10 protein-coding genes are annotated in these 16178 nt (G+C 72.6%); 4 read left to right on the forward strand and 6 right to left on the reverse strand.

The genetic code is table 11. From position 1 onward, the window contains the following. Positions 1-1104, forward strand: coding sequence for an aspartate-semialdehyde dehydrogenase (locus tag FY030_RS10485; RefSeq protein WP_158061456.1), 1104 nt, complete (start codon positions 1-3; stop codon positions 1102-1104). Positions 1105-1113: 9 nt separating this feature from the next. Here FY030_RS10485 and FY030_RS10490 read toward each other — a convergent pair whose 3' ends face one another. Together FY030_RS10490 and FY030_RS10495 are read right to left on the reverse strand one after the other, a co-directional pair. After that, positions 1114-1338 carry a DUF3046 domain-containing protein gene (locus FY030_RS10490; RefSeq protein ID WP_158061457.1) on the reverse strand — a complete coding sequence of 75 codons (225 nt, stop codon included), beginning with the start codon at positions 1336-1338 and terminating at the stop codon, positions 1114-1116. A 10-nt stretch (positions 1339-1348) separates the two neighbouring features. Beyond that, positions 1349-2269, reverse strand: coding sequence for an AEC family transporter (locus FY030_RS10495; RefSeq protein WP_238348232.1), 921 nt, complete (start codon positions 2267-2269; stop codon positions 1349-1351). A 115-nt stretch (positions 2270-2384) separates the two neighbouring features. Between FY030_RS10495 and FY030_RS10500 the strand changes: the two genes are divergently transcribed. Further along, the gene (locus tag FY030_RS10500; RefSeq protein WP_158061458.1) at positions 2385-4277 is read left to right on the forward strand and encodes a carboxyl transferase domain-containing protein; all 1893 of its coding nucleotides are present in this window, start codon (positions 2385-2387) and stop codon (positions 4275-4277) included. A 47-nt stretch (positions 4278-4324) separates the two neighbouring features. Here the strand turns inward: FY030_RS10500 and FY030_RS10505 are convergent, their stop codons facing one another. Both FY030_RS10505 and FY030_RS10510 read right to left on the reverse strand, forming a co-directional pair. After that, positions 4325-6274, reverse strand: coding sequence for an ABC transporter ATP-binding protein (locus FY030_RS10505; protein ID WP_158061459.1), 1950 nt, complete (start codon positions 6272-6274; stop codon positions 4325-4327). Beyond that, positions 6271-8274, reverse strand: a complete 2004-nt coding sequence (locus tag FY030_RS10510) for an ABC transporter transmembrane domain-containing protein (protein WP_158061460.1) — start codon at positions 8272-8274, stop codon at positions 6271-6273. Before FY030_RS10510 ends, FY030_RS10505 begins: the two co-directional genes overlap by 4 nt. 128 nt (positions 8275-8402) lie before the next feature. Between FY030_RS10510 and FY030_RS10515 the strand changes: the two genes are divergently transcribed. Then, positions 8403-8600 carry a hypothetical protein gene (locus tag FY030_RS10515; protein ID WP_158061461.1) on the forward strand — a complete coding sequence of 66 codons (198 nt, stop codon included), beginning with the start codon at positions 8403-8405 and terminating at the stop codon, positions 8598-8600. Positions 8601-8734: 134 nt separating this feature from the next. After that, entirely contained in the window at positions 8735-13627 is a 4893-nt protein-coding gene (locus FY030_RS10520) for an Lhr family ATP-dependent helicase (RefSeq protein ID WP_192498570.1), read from the forward strand. Positions 13628-13689: 62 nt separating this feature from the next. Here FY030_RS10520 and FY030_RS10525 read toward each other — a convergent pair whose 3' ends face one another. Both FY030_RS10525 and FY030_RS10530 read right to left on the reverse strand, forming a co-directional pair. Continuing rightward, on the reverse strand, positions 13690-14793 hold the full coding sequence (locus FY030_RS10525) for an ABC transporter ATP-binding protein (RefSeq protein ID WP_158061463.1): 1104 nt from the start codon (positions 14791-14793) through the stop codon (positions 13690-13692). 3 nt (positions 14794-14796) lie between these two features. Then, positions 14797-16113, reverse strand: coding sequence for an ABC transporter substrate-binding protein (locus tag FY030_RS10530; protein WP_158061464.1), 1317 nt, complete (start codon positions 16111-16113; stop codon positions 14797-14799). Positions 16114-16178: the final 65 nt, after the last annotated feature.

Here is a 16178-nt window from a genome sequence, read left to right on the forward strand (position 1 = left end):
ATGCCGCACGACGAGAAGCACCTGCACCTCGCCCTGGTGGGCGCCACCGGCCAGGTCGGCTTGGTCATGCGCCGGCTGCTCGCTGAGCGCTCCTTCCCGGTCGCCTCGGTCCGCTACCTGGCCTCGGCCCGCTCGGCGGGCACCGAGCTGCCCTGGGACGGCTCCCCCCGCGGCGTCGACGGCTGGGACCAGCCTCGGCAGGTCGTCGTCGAGGACGTGGCGACCGCGGACCTGAGCGGCATCGACATCGCGCTGTTCTCGGCCGGCGGCGACGCCAGCCGGGAGCACGCCGGCCGGTTCGCCGCCGCCGGGGCCGTGGTCATCGACAACTCCTCCGCCTGGCGGATGGATGACTCGGTGCCGCTGGTGGTCAGCGAGGTCAACCCCGACGACCTCGAGCTGGCCGTCCGCCCCGGTGGCCTCCGGATCGTAGCCAACCCCAACTGCACGACGATGGCTGCCATGCCCGTCCTGCGCCCCCTGCACGCGGCCGCCCGCCTGGGGCGGCTACGGGTCGCGACCTACCAGGCGGTCTCCGGCTCTGGCCTGACCGGGGTCAGCGAGCTCGGCGACCAGGTCCGGGCGGGCGTCGCGGGCCAGGTCCCGGTCGAGGCGCTCGCTCACGACGGGGCGGCCGTGCAGCTGCCGGACCCCTCGGTCTACGCGGCGCCGATCGCCTTCAACGTGGTCCCCGTCGCCGGCGACCTGGTGGAGGACGGCGAGACCTCCGAGGAGGTCAAGCTGCGCACGGAATCCCGCAAGATCCTCAGCATCCCGGGCCTGGCGGTCTCCGGGACCTGCGTGCGAGTGCCGGTCTTCACCGGGCACAGCCTGGCGATCCACGCGGAGTTCGCCGAGCCGATTACCCCCGCCACGGCCACCGCACTGCTGACCGAGGCTCCCGGAGTCCAGGTCGTCGACGTGCCGACCCCCCTCGCCGCGGCCGGTCAGGACGGCTCCCTCGTGGGCCGGGTCCGGGTGGACCAGGCGGTGCCGGACGGGCGTGGGCTGGTGCTCTTCGTCAGCAGCGACAACCTGCGCAAAGGCGCCGCGCTGAACGCGGTCCAGATCGCCGAGGTGCTGCTGGAGCGCCATCTGGTCTGAGCCGCAGGCTCAGCCTCGGCGTTCCTCGGGGTCGGCGAGCCAGTGGTGCTGGGGCGGCACGTTCATGTCCCGGACCACCGCCTCCCAGACTGCCCGCACCGGCATCCCTTGCTCCAGGGCCTCGTGCGCGGTCCGCCCCTCGATCGAGCCGAGGGACTGGGTGCGGGAGACCACCCCGGCGTAGCCGGAGCCGAACTCTTGCGCCATCAGTGCCCAGAACTCACTCAGCCGCATTCGGCCCAGATTAGGTCATGACGGCGACTAGGACGAGCATCGCCGGCATGGCCAGCAGCGTGGTGGTGAAGACCACGTCGCGGGCCAGTTGCTCGCCGCGGCCGTAGGCCACGGCCAGCACGAAGACGTTCTGCGCCGTCGGCAGGGCGGCCATCACGCCCGCAGCCAGAACGGCGTGGGGGTCCAACCCCAGCACCGGGCCGGCCACCAGGACGGCGACGGCCGGCATCAACACCAGTTTGAGCCCGGCAGCGACGAGCAGCTCGGTCGCGGTCCCGCCCCGGCCCGGCAGTGGGGAGAGGCGCAGCGAAATGCCGAAGGCGATCAGCATGCACGGGATTGCCAGACCGGCGATGAGCTCCACGGGGTCCAGCACCACCGACGGCAGGGTGATGCCGGTCAGCGCGACGGCCAGGCCCAGCAGCGAGCCGATGGTCAGCGGGTTGGTGAAGGGCGAGCGCAGCAGCCGGGCCAGCGAGATGCGGTCGCCACCGCTGGCGTCCAGCGCGGCCAGCCACACCGGTTGCAGCGCGAGCAGCTGGAGCAGCAGGATGGGCGCCGCCCAGGCGGGGTCGCCCAGGACGTAGATAGCGATCGGCAGGCCCAGGTTGTTGGAGTTGACGTAGGTCACCCCCATCCCGCCCATCACCGAGTGGGTCCAGGTGCGCCGCCACAGGAGCCGCGCGAGCAGCAGGTAGACCGTTCCCGTGACCACCACGGCCGCGACGGTGGCGACCAGGAAGCCGGAGAAGATCACCTGCACGTCGGCGTCGGCGACAACCAGGAAGAGCAGGCACGGGGAACCGACGCGGAAGGTCAGCACGGCCAGCATCCGCTGGGCCTCGGCGCCCAGCAGCCGGGTATGGGCCAGGAGCCAGCCGACGGCCACGACGACCCCGATGAGCCCGAAACCCTCGAGGACGGCGACCACGGGGCACCATTATCCGCAAGGCCTGCCCCGGCGGTGCGGGGGCGCCCAGCACGGGTGCTGAGGGCGCAGGATCAGCCCGGGGCGTGGGGCCCGGCGCTGCTAGCATGCACAGGCCATGACCGAACCCCGCCACCCCGACGAGAGCACCCCACTCGAGCTCGATGCCGACTACATCACCGGCGACGGCGGCCTGACCCGGGAGATGCTGGACCGACGCCCGGTCAGGCCCCGGACGGTGAACTCGCTCTACGAGACCCGCCCCAAGCTTAACGCCACCCAGGCAGTCACGTCGTTCGTGGACAAGGTCGAGCTGCAGGAGCGCTACGGCCACCTGCGCGTGGTCGATGACCTGGTCGGGCTGCAGCGGCGGGTCGGGGACCGGATCGAGCGCTACAAGGACAAGCTGCTCAATGCTGAGGCCAAGTCGGGGACCACCGAGTCGGCCAAGTTCGGCATCGGGCACTTCGCCGGCGAGCGGGCGGTCGTGTATGTCGTGGACTGGGCCTTCTTCGCCGGCTCGCTCGGGGAGGTGGCCGGGGAGAAGTTCGTCCAGGCCGCGGAGTTGGCCGAGCGGGAGAAGCTGCCGCTGGTGAGCATGGGCGCCTCCTCGGGGGTGCGCCAGCACGAGAACGTGCTCGGCCTGATCCAGATGCAGCGGATGGCAGCCGCGGCCAACAAGTTCCAGCACACCACCAACCGCCCCCACATCTCCGTGCTTGCCGGTCAGGTCTGGGGCGGCATGTCGGCCAGCGCGGTCCCGGCAGCCGACCTGATCATCGCCCTGGAGGGCACGGACTACGGCTTCGCCGGGGCGCGGGTCATCGAGACTTTCGAGGGCAAAGCCGTGCCCAAGGGGATGCAGTCGGCCGAGGCCAACTATCTCGACCGCAACGTAGACGTGCTGGTGAAGGGGGTGGATGAGCTGATCGAGCTGCTCGGCCGGGTCCTCGCCGCAGGCCGGGGCAACGGCCGGATCGTGTCGGGTCAGCCTCCGCACGCAGACCGGGCAGGGCAGCCCGAGCGTGAGCTCACGCGCGGGCCGGAGGGCTTCTCCCCCGCCCTATGGGACCGCCAGCAGGTCGAGCAGACCCTCCTGCTGGCGAGGGACCGGCGCGACCGGGGGGTCGAGGTGCACCGGGACGCCCTGATGGCCCGCTACAACGAGATTGCGGCCGGCTCCGGGCGCCTCGACACCGAGTTCTTCCTCCGGCACGTCTTCGACTCCGCGGTGCCCTTCTACAACCACGTGCAGTTCGAGGACGAGAAGAAGTACCCCAACATCATCGCGGCCCTGGGCATCCTCGGCGGGCACACCTTCATGGTCATCGGCGACCAGCCCTCCTACCGCATCTCCTCCGGCTACGTCGGCAAGGCCCCGGCCAATCCCTCGCCCGAGGACTTCGAGTACGCCGTGCGCATGATGGAGGCGGCCGAGCGGTGGCAGCTGCCGATCGTCTTCTTCACCGACACCCTGGGGGCGCTGCCCACGATGGCCGCCGAGCGCCGCGGCCAGTCCCGCGCCATCGCGCAGAGCATCAAGAAGGCGGCCTCACACCCCTACCCCACGGTCTCGGTGATCTCGGGGGCCATGGGCTCCGGCGGTGGCCTGGCCACCACGCCGTTCGGGCGCGAGACGATCATGCTGGACTCGGCGCTCGGCTTCGTCTCCGAGCCGCGCTCCACGGCCACGATCCTGTATGCCGAGGCCAACCCCAGCGTCGAGCAGGTCGGGATGACCTTGGAGACGATGAAGGCCTCCGCCGAGGACCTCAAGGCCCAGGGTCTGGTTGACACCATCGTCGAGGACGACGACAGCCCGTTCGTCACCGCGCAGTCCCTGCGGCGGGCGATCGTCGAGGGCTACAACCAGCAGCAGGGCCTGTCCCCGCGTCGGCTGCGCCAGAAGGCCGACGAGCGGCTGCGGCCCCGGACCCTGGGCCGGCTGGCCACCGAGCAGCCGGTGGCCATCACCGACCTGGCCCCGGCCGAGGAGCTGTCCACCGACTGACCGACTGACCCGGCCGAGTCGTCCGACCCGGCCGAGGCGCCAGCCAGTCAGCTGGTCCAGGCCCCCCACAGCGCGGCGTACTCACCCTCCGCGGCGAGGAGCTCCTCGTGGCTGCCCAGCTCCACGATCTGCCCGTCCTGAACCACGGCGATCCGGTCCGCGTCGTGCGCGGTATGCAGCCGGTGGGCGATTGCCACGACGGTGCGCCCAGTGAGCAGGGCGCTCATCGACCCCTCCAGGTGACGGGCCGTGCGGGGGTCGATGAGCGAGGTCGCCTCGTCCAGCACCAGGGTGTGGGGGTCGGCCAGGATCAGCCGGGCCAGGGCGATCTGCTGGGCCTGCGCCGGCGTCAGGGTGTGGTGGCCCGAGCCCAGGACGGTGTCCAGACCCCGCGGCAGGGCCCGCACCCACGGTGCGGCGTCCACCGTCGCCAGGGCACGCCATACCTCGGCCTCACCCGCGCCCTCCCGCGCCAGCTCGACGTTGTCTCGCACGCTGCCCCGGAAGACGTGGTGCTCCTGGGTCACTAGCGCGACTTCGGTCCGCAGCCGCTCCAACGGGAGCGCCGTGAGCTCGACGCCGCCGACGGTCACCGTGCCGGTGCGTGGGGCGTGGATGCCGGAGAGCAGGCGGCCCAGCGTGGACTTGCCGGAGCCCGACGGCCCGACCACGGCCAGCCGCTCCCCCGGCTCCAGGACCAGGTCGACGTCGTGCAGCACGTCATGGCCCTCGCGGTAGGCGTAGCGCAGGCCCTGGCCGACCAGGTCGGACCCGGCGGGCTCCGCGAGCCCAGGGGTACGGTCCGGCGGGACCTCCGCGATCCCGAGGAGCCGGGTGGTGGAGGCAATGCCGACCTGCAGCTCGTCGATGGTGCCGACCAGCCGGTCGAAGGGCCCGTAGAAGGTCTCGATGTAGAGCATGGCTGCGGTGATCTGGCCGAGGGTGACAACGTCCTGGGTGTAGAGCACCGCACCCAGGGCAAGCGTGACGACCCGCGGCAGCGAGAACGCCATGTCCATCACCGCGAAGAGGATGTTGCGCAGGAACAGCCCGTAGCGCTCGGCCTGCGCCGAAACCTCGATGTCGCGTGCCACCGCGCGGCGGCGTCGCTCCTGCAGCCCGTGCGCCTCGACCGTGCGCAGTCCCTCGACGGTCTCGGTGAGGCTGCTGTTGATCTGCGAGTAGGTGGCTCCCTCGAGCAGATAGGCAGCCGGCGCGCGCTGCAGGTAGCGGCGCACCTGCAGCATCGACAGCGAGGCGGTCACCAGCGTGGGCAGCGCGAGCGCCCAGGAGTTGACGGCCATGGCGACACAGGTCAGCAGCACGGTGACGATGCCGATGATGAACTCGGGCAACGCCCAGCGCACGGCGCGGCTCATCGAGCCGACGTCGCGGGTGACCCGCGTGACGAGATCGCCGGTGCTGGCCGCCTCGACCGTGCCCAGAGGCAGCCGCAGGACGGAGCGGACGACGTGCTCGCGCGCCTCGGCGAGCACGCCCTGGCCGAGCACGGAGGCCAGCCACTTGGCCAGGTAGGTCAGCACAGCCTGGGCGGTGAGCACGCCGGTGACGACGAGGACGAAGGTGGTGACGGTGCCGGAGGCCGGCACCCCGCGCGCCTCCACTACCTCGTCGACCAGCCGCCCGAGCAGCAGCGGCACCGCGAGCCCTGCGGCCGCGGCGAGCGCATTGGCGAAGACGACCACCACGACGAGGACGGCGCGGCGGCGCAGCAAGCCGCCCAGGTAGTCCACGACGGTGCGCGGGGAGGCGACCGGGAGCCCGTGCTCGGGGTTCATCGAGGTCGAGACGTAGTCCTCTGCCCGGGCGCGGCGCAGCGCGTGCCGGGCCCAGAGCAGCCGGTGTCGCTCGCGTAGGGGCACGCTGCCCGGCGCCGGAGGCCGCAGCTCCTCGGGGACGGCGTCGGGGCGCTCCCCGCCGGCGCGCCAGGTGCGAGCGGAGTCGTCCTGGAAGGTCTCGTGCAGCGTCGGGGTCATCGGGTCACCTCCTCGGTGTGCAGCCGCTCTCTGGGTTCGGGTGCGGGTATGGGGCGCGGGTCGGGGTCCTGGTGCCCGGGCCCAGGCGCGCCGGACTGGACAGACAGGGCTGGCTCGTCCTCGACCGCATCACCGCGCAGCACGACCGACCGGTAGCCCGCGTGGCGGGTGACGAGCTCCTCGTGGGTGCCGGTCGCCACGACGCGTCCGTCCTCGAGCAGGGCGACGTCGTCGGCGTGGTGCAGCAGCAGCGGTGAGGCGCTCATCACCACCGTCGTCCGGCCTTCCCGATGGACGGGCAGGCGCTGGGCGATCCGGGCCTCGGTGTGAGCGTCCACGGCAGAGGTGGGCTCGACCAGGACCAGGACCGGCGCATCCGAGGCGAGCGCCCGGGCGAGCACCAGACGCTGCCGTTGGCCCCCGGACAGGCCGCGGCCGCGCTCGTCGAGCCGGCCCTGCCAGCCGCCGGGCACGATGTCGTAGACGTCCTCGGCCGCGGCGGCGTGCAGCGCGGCCTCGGCCTGTTGCCGGGTGAGGCGCCCATGCGGGTCGACGGCCTCCTGCAGGGTGCCGGCGAAGACCTGCGCGACGCTATCGCTGACCAGGACCAGTGCGCGCGTCTGTGCCAGCGGCAGGTCGGCCAGGTCGGTGCCGGACAGGGTCACGCCCCAGCGTCCCTGGGCCTGGGCCGAGTCCTGCGCGGCCAACGCCGCCCGGGTGGCGATCCGCGCCGCCAGGGCCTTGCGCGCAGCGCGCCCGGTCACCTCGTCGTCCTCGTCACCGGCGCCGTCCCCACCCTCCCCGCCGTCGCCAGCGGGCAGGTAGCGACCGAGGCGGTCGGCGAGGGCAGCGCTGTCGTCGGGCACGGCGCTGACCACCATGGTCAGCCGGCCGGGGCGCACCCGCAGCCCGGAGGCCTCGTCAATGAGCTCGCCCTCGGCGAGCCCGACCAGCTCCCGGTCGCCCAGCGGTGGCCGCTCCGGCCAAGGGTCGGGGGTGCCCAGGACGCCGATCGTCTTGCGGGCGGAGACGAAGGACTGGGTGATCTGCTGAAAGGAGACGAAGACGACGCGGATCGGCTGGACCAGGAACAGGGCGTAGCCCAGGAAGGTGACCAGCTGGCCCACCTGCAGCTCCCCGGTCCGGACCCGGTCCACCCCCATCGCCAGCAGGGCTACCACGAACAAGCCGGAGAGGAGCACGCCGACGGCCTCGACGAAGGCGGCCCAGCCACCGGCCTGGACCCCGGCCCGGCGCACCCGCTGGGACTGCCGGGCGTAGTTGTCGCCGAAGATCCGCTCCCCGCCGATGCCGCGCAGGATCCGCAGGCCCGCGACGATGTCGGTGGCCATCGAGGTGAGCTCGGAGTCCCGGGAACGTTGCCGGGTCTGGGCGGCCGACATGGGCCGCAGCAGGACGCCGGAGACCGCCACCAGCAGCGGGGCCACCAGCAGCACGACCAGCCCGAGCGGGACCGAGATGGACAGCACGATGACCGCGACCACGGCATACGCGACGAGGTTGCCGACCAGCCGGGAGAAGATCTCGACGAAGTGGCCGAACTGCTCGCCGTCGCTGCCGTTGACCGACAGCACCTCCCCCGTGGGGGCACGGCGCGGCAGCACGTGGCCCAGGCGCACCGCCTTGTTCGTCACCAGCCCGGTCTGACCGTACGCCGCGATGAGCCAGGAGCGGACGACCACCGTGTGGTAGAACACCCCGCTGGCGGCGCCGACGATGGTGATGAGGAGCAGCACGCCGGCCCAGAGCCAGGTCCGGCCGCCGTCGTGGGGCACGATCCCCTCGTCAATCGCCCGGCCGAGCACCCACGGGGTCAGTGCGGACGGCAGCATCCACAGCAGGCTCACCACACAGCCAGCCACCACCAGACCCCACTGCTGGGCAAGCAGCCCGACCAGGAAACGCAGCGGGGACCGGGTGTCGGGCACGCTCGAGGAGCCTTGGGTCCAGGCGGTGATGGTGGGTGGGAAGTCGCGCATGGCGTGCTGCAGCGTACGCCCACTCGCCGAGTGCGCACCACGGGTTTTGGCCGACCGCGCTTCCCCGTTCCGGACCCAGGGTGAGACACTGAGGCTCGTCCGCTGCTCGTCATGCACCTGGAGGAATCGTGCGCACTCGTCAGGACCTCGCCTGGTGGCAGAAGCCGCTGGTCTTCCTCAAGCTCTGGCGGCCTCCGCACCGGACCCAGCACCACGAGATCAGGCAGATGGAACGGCCGGTGATGCCGCCCGTCACCGGCAACCACGGCAACCTCGTCGACACCCGGGTGCGCCGTAGCCGGGTCCCGCAGCGCTCCGACGGCTGACACACACGCGGCGGCAGCCCCGCTGCTGACCCACCGCCCGCAGGCCTTCACCCAAGGCAACTCCCTGACCGGCGCACCGGGCTGTCCTGCGCTCCGGACCGCCCCGTGTCGGTGGGCCGTGGCAGGCTGAGCCGGTGACCAGCCACGACCCTGCCGACGTCATCGGTCGGTTCTCCCCGGCCACGCGGGCCTGGTTCGACGCCTCGTTCCCGGGGCCCACCGCCGCCCAGGTGGGGGCATGGGAGGCGATCAGCCGGGGCCAGCACACCCTGGTCGTGGCCCCGACCGGGTCGGGCAAGACGTTGTCGGCCTTCCTGTGGGCCATCGACCGCATCATCGCCACCCCCCGGCCCGCGCAGGACCCACGAGCACGTTGCCGGGTGCTCTACGTCTCCCCCCTCAAGGCACTGGCCGTCGACGTGGAGCGCAACCTGCGCTCCCCCCTCGTCGGTATCCGGCACGCGGCGGCCCGCCTGGGCTCGCCCTCCCCCGCCGTCTCGGTCGCCGTCCGATCGGGGGACACCCCGGCGGTGGAGCGCCGAGCCTTTGCCAAGGACGGCGCCGAGATCCTCATCACCACTCCGGAATCACTCTTCCTGCTGCTCACGTCCCAGGCCAGGCAGGCGCTCAGCGGCGTCGAGTCGGTCATCATCGACGAGGTCCACGCCGTGGCGGGGACCAAGCGGGGGACGCACCTGGCGGTGACCCTGGACCGGCTGGACGCGCTGCTGGAGCGACCGGCGCAACGGATCGGGCTGTCGGCGACGGTGCGGCCGGTCGAGGAGGTCGCCCGCTACCTGGGCGGGGGCCGACCGGTGACCACGGTGCACCCCCCCTCGACCAAGAGGTGGGACCTCGAGGTCGTCGTGCCCGTGCCCGACATGGCTGACCCGGGCGCCACCGAGCGGCCAGAGATGCCGGGCGCCTCCCCGGCCCGCCGCCGCACGGCCGGCGATGACCCGGTCACTGCCGGCCAGGACAGTGCCGAGCAGGCGGGTGCCAAGCAGGCGGGTGCCGAGCAGGCGGGTGCCGAGGATGCGGGTGCCGAGGATGCGGGTGCCGGGGATGCGTGGCTGACCGGTCCAGGGCCGGTCCTGCCCGACCTGGGCGGCGACGGCGAGGTCACCGACGCCGTGTGGGCCCCCGCGCCGGACCCGGAGGAGCGGGTCTCGATCTGGCCCCACGTGGAGCGTCGGGTCGCCGGGCTCATCGAGGAGCACTCCTCGACCCTCGTCTTCACCAACTCCCGCCGGGTGGCCGAGCGGTTCACCGCTCGGCTGAACGAGGAGTGGCAGGAGCAGCGTGAGGGCGGGGCCGCAGGAGATGAGGCGGCCGGGACGCCGGCTCAGGTGATGGGCCAGGCGGGCACCAGCCGGGGCGCAGCGCCGGCCATGGCCCGGGCCCACCACGGCTCGGTGAGCAAGGAACAGCGGGCCGTCATCGAGGACGCCCTCAAGACGGGTGCGCTGCCGGCCGTGGTCGCCACCAGCAGCCTGGAGCTCGGCATCGACATGGGCGCGGTGGACCTCGTCGTGCAGGTGGCCAGCCCCCCGAGCGTCGCCTCAGGCCTGCAGCGGGTCGGCCGCGCAGGTCACCAGGTCGGGGCGGTCAGCCATGGGGTGTTCTTCCCCACCCACCGGGCCGATCTCGTGCAGACCGCGGTCGTGGTCGAGCGGATGCGCGCGGGGATGATCGAGTCCCTCCGGGTGCCGGCCAACCCACTGGACGTCCTCGCCCAGCAGGTGGTGGCGATGGTGGCGATGGAGGACTGGGCGGTCGATGAGCTCTTCGACGTGGTGCGCCGCTCGGCCTCCTACGCGGCCCTGCCCCGCCCCCTCTTCGAGGCGGTCCTGGACATGCTGGCCGGACGCTACCCCGGAGAGGACTTCGCCGACCTGCGCCCCCGGGTGGTGTGGGACCGGGTCACCAACACCCTCGCGGCCCGTCGCGGCGCCCAGCTGCTCGCGGTCACCTCGGGCGGCACGATCCCCGACCGGGGCCTGTACGCCGTGATGCTCGCCACGGGCGACGGCCCCGGCCGCCGCGTGGGCGAGCTCGACGAGGAGATGGTCTACGAGTCGCGGGTCGGTGACGTCTTCACCCTGGGCACCACCAGCTGGCGGATCGAGGACATCACCCACGACCAGGTGCTGGTCACGCCGGCACCAGGACAGATCGGCCGGCTTCCGTTCTGGAAGGGCGAGGCTCAGGGCCGGCCCGCGGAGCTGGGTGCCGCGGTAGGCGCCTTCCTGCGGGAGACGGCCGGGCACGCTCAGGCACGGGACGATGTCGCGGTCGCTCGACTTCAGGAGCGGGGTCTGGACGCCTGGGCGGCGCAGAACCTCATCACCTACCTGACCGACCAGCGTGAGGCGACCGGCCACCTGCCCGATGACCGGACGATCCTGGTGGAGCGCTTCCGCGACGAGATCGGCGACTGGCGGGTGGTCGTCCACTCCCCGTGGGGCACCCCGGTGCACGCGCCCTGGGCGTTGTGCCTGGCGGCCCGGCTCCGGGAGCGCTACGGCACGGACGTGCAGGCCCTGGCCGCCGACGACGGGATCGTGCTGCGCCTGCCGGACCTGGGCGCCTGGGACGAGGACGACACCCGGGCAGACGGTCCGGCAGGGGCCCAGCACCTGGACGCGGAGATTGCCGCGCTGCTCACCCTCGACCCGGAGGAGGTCGCCGACCTGGTGACCCAGGAGATCGGCGGCTCGGCGCTGTTTGCCGCCCGCTTCCGCGAGTGCGCGGCCAGGGCGCTGCTCCTGCCCCGCCGCAACCCCGGCCGGCGGCAGCCGTTGTGGCAGCAGCGGCAGCGTTCTGCGCAGCTGCTGGAGGTCGCCGTGCGCTACCCGACCTTTCCGGTTGTGCTTGAGGCGGTCCGTGAGTGCGTCCAGGACGTCTATGACGTGGACGCTCTTGTCGGCCTGATGCGGCGGGTGGCCACCCGCGAGGTCCGGGTGGTCTCGGTCGCCAGCTCCAGCCCCTCCCCGTTCGCGCGGTCACTGCTGATGGGTTACATCGCCCAGTTCCTCTACGAAGGCGACTCCCCGCTGGCCGAGCGGCGGGCCGCAGCCCTGTCCCTGGACCCCTCGTTGCTGGGCGAGCTGCTGGGCCGGGGCGAGGGCGCGGCACTGCGCGACCTGCTCGACCCCGAGGTGGTGGCACGCACCCACGCCGAGCTGCAGCGGCTGACCCCTGAACGTGCCGCGCGGGACGCCGAGGAGGTGCTGGACCTGCTGCGGCTGCTGGGGACGTTGTCGACCCCGGAGATCCTCGAGCGCACCCAGGAGGACCACCGCCCCCAGGTCGAGGCCTGGCTGGGTGCCCTCGACCAGTCCCGACGAGTGATCCAGGTGCGGGTCGCGGGCGAGCCACGCTGGGCCGACGCTGCGGACGCGGGCCGGCTGCGCGACGCACTGGGCGCGGCCATACCGGTCGGGGTGCCGGCGGTCTTCCTCGAGGGGGTGCAGGACCCGCTCGGTGACCTGGTGGTCCGCTACGCCCGCACCCACACCCCGTTCACCATCCCCGACCTGGCTGCCCGGCTCGGCCTCGGCGCGGCAGTGGTGCGCGATGCCGTGCGCCGCCTGGTCTCCTCGGGCCGCATGGTGCAGGGCGCTCTGGTGCCGCACGGCACCAGCAGCGACGACGTCTGCGACGCCGAGGTCCTGCGCCTGCTGCGTCGCCGCTCGCTGGCGGCGCTGCGCCAGGAGGTCGAGCCGGTCACCCAGCAGACCTACGCCCGCTTCCTGCCCCGCTGGCAGTCGGTCGGCGAGCTGCGCGGGGCCGACGGCCTGCTGCGGGCGGTGGAGCAGCTGGCCGGTGCCCGAATGCCGGCCTCGGCGGTCGAGACCCTGGTGCTGCCGTCCCGGGTGCAGGGCTACTCCCCTGGCCTGCTCGACGAGCTGATGACCTCCGGTGAGGTGCTCTGGCAGGGCCACGGCACGCTGCCGGGTGACGACGGCTGGGTCTCGCTGCACCTAACCGAGACCGCGCACCTGACGATGACCCCGCCGCAGGAGCCACCGGCCGGGGTGGAGCTGCTTGATCTGCTGCAGCGGACCCCGGGCGCCGCCTACTTCTTCCGCGCGCTCGCCGATGGCCTGGGCAGCAGTGACGACACCGGTCTGGTGGGGACATTGTGGGACCTGGTCTGGGCGGGCCGGATCAGCGCTGACACCTTCGCCCCGGTCCGGGCCCTGCTCGCCGGCGGGCGGACGGCGCACAAGGTGCGGCGCGCGCCCCAGCGGCCCGGCCGCTGGTCCCGCACCTCCGTCGCCCTGGCCTCCCGCTCCTCCCGCCCGGCGCTGCCGGCCCGGTCGGGACCACCGACCGGGGTGGGTCGCTGGTCGCTCCTGCCACCGGTCGAGGAGGATCCGACGGTCCGGGCGCTGGCCACCGCCGAGCAGCTGCTCGACCGCTACGGCGTCCTGACGCGCGGCTCGGTCGTCGCCGAAGGGATCCCGGGCGGGTATGCCGGGGTGTACCGCGTGCTGGCCACGGCCGAGGAGGCCGGTCGCGTCCGCCGCGGGTATGTGGTGGAGGGCCTGGGGGCGGCGCAGTTCGGCACAGCAGGGGCCATTGACCGCCTCCGGGCCCTGACCGGGGACCTGCTGCAGGCCGGGCGCGAGCCGGAGGTGGTGCTGGTGGCCGCCACTGACCCGGCCAACCCCTATGGCGCGGCCGTGCCGTGGCCAGAGCGCGAGGACGAGACCACGCACCGGCCCGGGCGCAAGGCCGGTGCGATGGTGGTGCTGGTGGACGGCGCCCTCGTGCTCTATCTCGAGCGGGGCGGGCGCAGCGCGCTGACCTTCGGCGTCCCCGAGCACCTGGACCCCGACGAGACCTGGGGCGCCGTCGCCCAGGCCCTCGTCGGCGCCGTCCGCGGGCAGACCCTCAGCGCTTTGACGATCGGCAAGATCGACGGGGTGGGGGCCCTCGCCTCCACCGATCCCCTGGCCCGGGCCCTGGTCGACGCCGGCTTCCACACCGCACCCCAGGGGCTGCGCCTGCGCCGGTGAGGGTGACCGGGGAGGACCGACGCCACCTCCGAGCGGCCCGGAGGGGGCCGGCCCGACCGCGGTCAGTCGTGCGGCACCCGGACCCCGTCGGCGTCGAAGACCAGCTCCTCCTCGGGGTGCACCCGCAGCCGCAGGCGCTCGCCCTGACGGACCTGCACACGCTTGTCCAGGCGCACCACCAGGTGACCACCGCGGACGGTCACCCCGTCGGCGACCTCGGGCGTGCCGAAGACGAAGGTCTCCGAGCCCAGCCGCTCCAGCCGGTCCACGACGACCGACAGCTCATCGCCGCCGGGAGCCGTGCCGGCACCGACGATGTCGAGGCCCTCAGGACGCAGCCCGACCGTCACCGGTGAGGCCACCTGGGCCGGACGCAGCGGGATCCGCAGGCCCGGAGCCAGCAGGGCCCGCCGCTCGTGCACCTGGACGCCGTCGAGGAAGTTGATCGCGGGCGAGCCGATGAAGCCGGCCACGAAGGCGTTGACCGGCCGCTCGTACAGCTCGGTCGGTGAGCCCACCTGCTGTAGGACCCCGTCGCGCAGCACGCAGACGCGATCACCCATGGTCATCGCCTCGGTCTGGTCGTGGGTGACGTAGACGGTGGTGGTCCCGAGCCGCCGCTGCAGCTCGGCGATCTGCCCACGGGTGGAGACCCGCAGCTTGGCGTCCAGGTTGGACAACGGCTCGTCCATGCAGAAGACCTTCGGCTGCCGCACGATGGCCCGGCCCATCGCGACCCGCTGCCGCTGGCCGCCCGACATGCGGGACGGTTTGCGGTCCAACAGGTCCTCCAGCTGCAGGATGCGGGCTGCCTCCGCCACCCGTTCTCGGATCTGGGCCCGCGGGATGCCCACATTGCGCAGGGCGAAGGCCATGTTCTCCGCGGCCGTCATGTTGGGGTAGAGCGCGTAGCTCTGGAAGACCATGGCCACGTCCCGGTCCCGGGCCCGCACCCGGGTCACGTCCTCACCGTCGATGAGGATGCGCCCCGACGTCGCCGGCTCCAGCCCGGCGAGCATGCGCAGGGAGGTGGACTTCCCGCACCCGGATGGCCCGACGACGACCACGAACTCGCCGTCGTCGATGTGCAGGTCCAGCGCGTCCACCGCGGGACGTTCGGCGGCGGGGAAGGTCCGACTCGCCGCCTCGTAGCTGACCGTCGCCACGGCTCAGCGCAGCTCGGGCTCGACGTCCCGCTCCACGACCTGCTGGGTGTCCTCCGCCAGCTGGGTGAACACCTCGGTGACGTCCTCCCCACCGGTGGTGATGCGGTCCAGCGCGGCCCCGATGCGGGCACCGCCACCGGGGACGAAGACGCGGGCGTAGTCCTGCGACTGCGTGTTCGGCAGCTGCTCCACGGCGGTCCGGAAGTTAGGGTTCTCCTCCAGGTAGGCCTGCACCTCGTCCGTGTCGACGGCGTCCTTGCGGACGGGGACATAGCCGGTGGACTGGCTGAAGGTCACCGTGTTGGGGGTGCTGGTGTACCAGTCAAGGAAGTCCACTGCAGCGGCCTTGCGGGCCTCGGAGATCTTGCTGGAGACCGCCAGGCCGGCCCCGCCGGTGGTCACCCCGGGCTGCGGGCCGGGCAGGAAAGCTGTGCCGAACTCAAAGGTGGCCGCCTCGGTCAGTCCGCCCAGCGACCCCGTCGACTGCAGCAGGGCGGCCGCTTGGCCGGCGGCAAAGTCGCTGTTCGGGTCGGTGGCGATGACGAAGTTGCCCGACTCGACCTGGCCCTGGAGGAATTCGCCAGCGGCGATGGACCCCTCGGAGGTCATCGCCTCGGTGTCCCACTCGTGCGAGTAGGCGCCGTCAAAGGTCCAGATCATGCCCTGGAAGTGCCAGTCGAGATAGTTGGAGCCGTCGGGCAGGACGAGCGCCGGCATCTCCGAGTTAGCCTCCCGCAGGTCATCGGCCCACTCGGCGAACTCGTCCCAGGTCTCCGGCCCGCGGTCAGGCAGGCCGGCGGCCTGCCACATCTCCTTGTTGTAGTAGAACAGCGGCGTCGAGCGGGCGTAGGGCACCGCGAAGTGCTGGTCGTCGTAGAGGTAGTCCTCGCGCAGGGCGTCGACGTAGCTGTCGGTGTCACTCCCCTGGGCCTCCCACAGGTCATCGAGCGGGGCGATCGCATCGTTGAGCATCATCGGGAACCAGGTCACGTCGGAGGCGATGACGATGTCGGGCACGTCGCTACCGGCCTGGGCGGCGTTGAACCGGTTGGCGACCTCCTCGTAGTTCGCGCCCGCCGTGACCAGGTTGATGCTGATCCCGGTCTCCTCCTCGTAGGCGGCGATGAGCTGCTCCTCGACCTCTTTGGAGCTGCCGGGGTGGTTGGACCAGAAGGTGAGGCTGGTGACCTCCTCATCGCTCGCCGCGCCGCCGCCACCGCCGTCCGTGGTGCCGTCGTCGTCAGCGGAGCCGCCGGCGCAGGCGGCGAGCAGGGTGGCGGTCAGGGACAGACCGAGCAGGGACGTGATGGGGCGGTTCATGGGTGTCTCCTTCGAAGCGGTGCCGAGGTGCGGGGCGCACATCTGGGTGGCGGGTGGGTGTGATC

The organism is Ornithinimicrobium pratense, from assembly GCF_008843165.1.
Lineage (GTDB): Bacteria > Actinomycetota > Actinomycetes > Actinomycetales > Dermatophilaceae > Ornithinicoccus > Ornithinicoccus pratensis.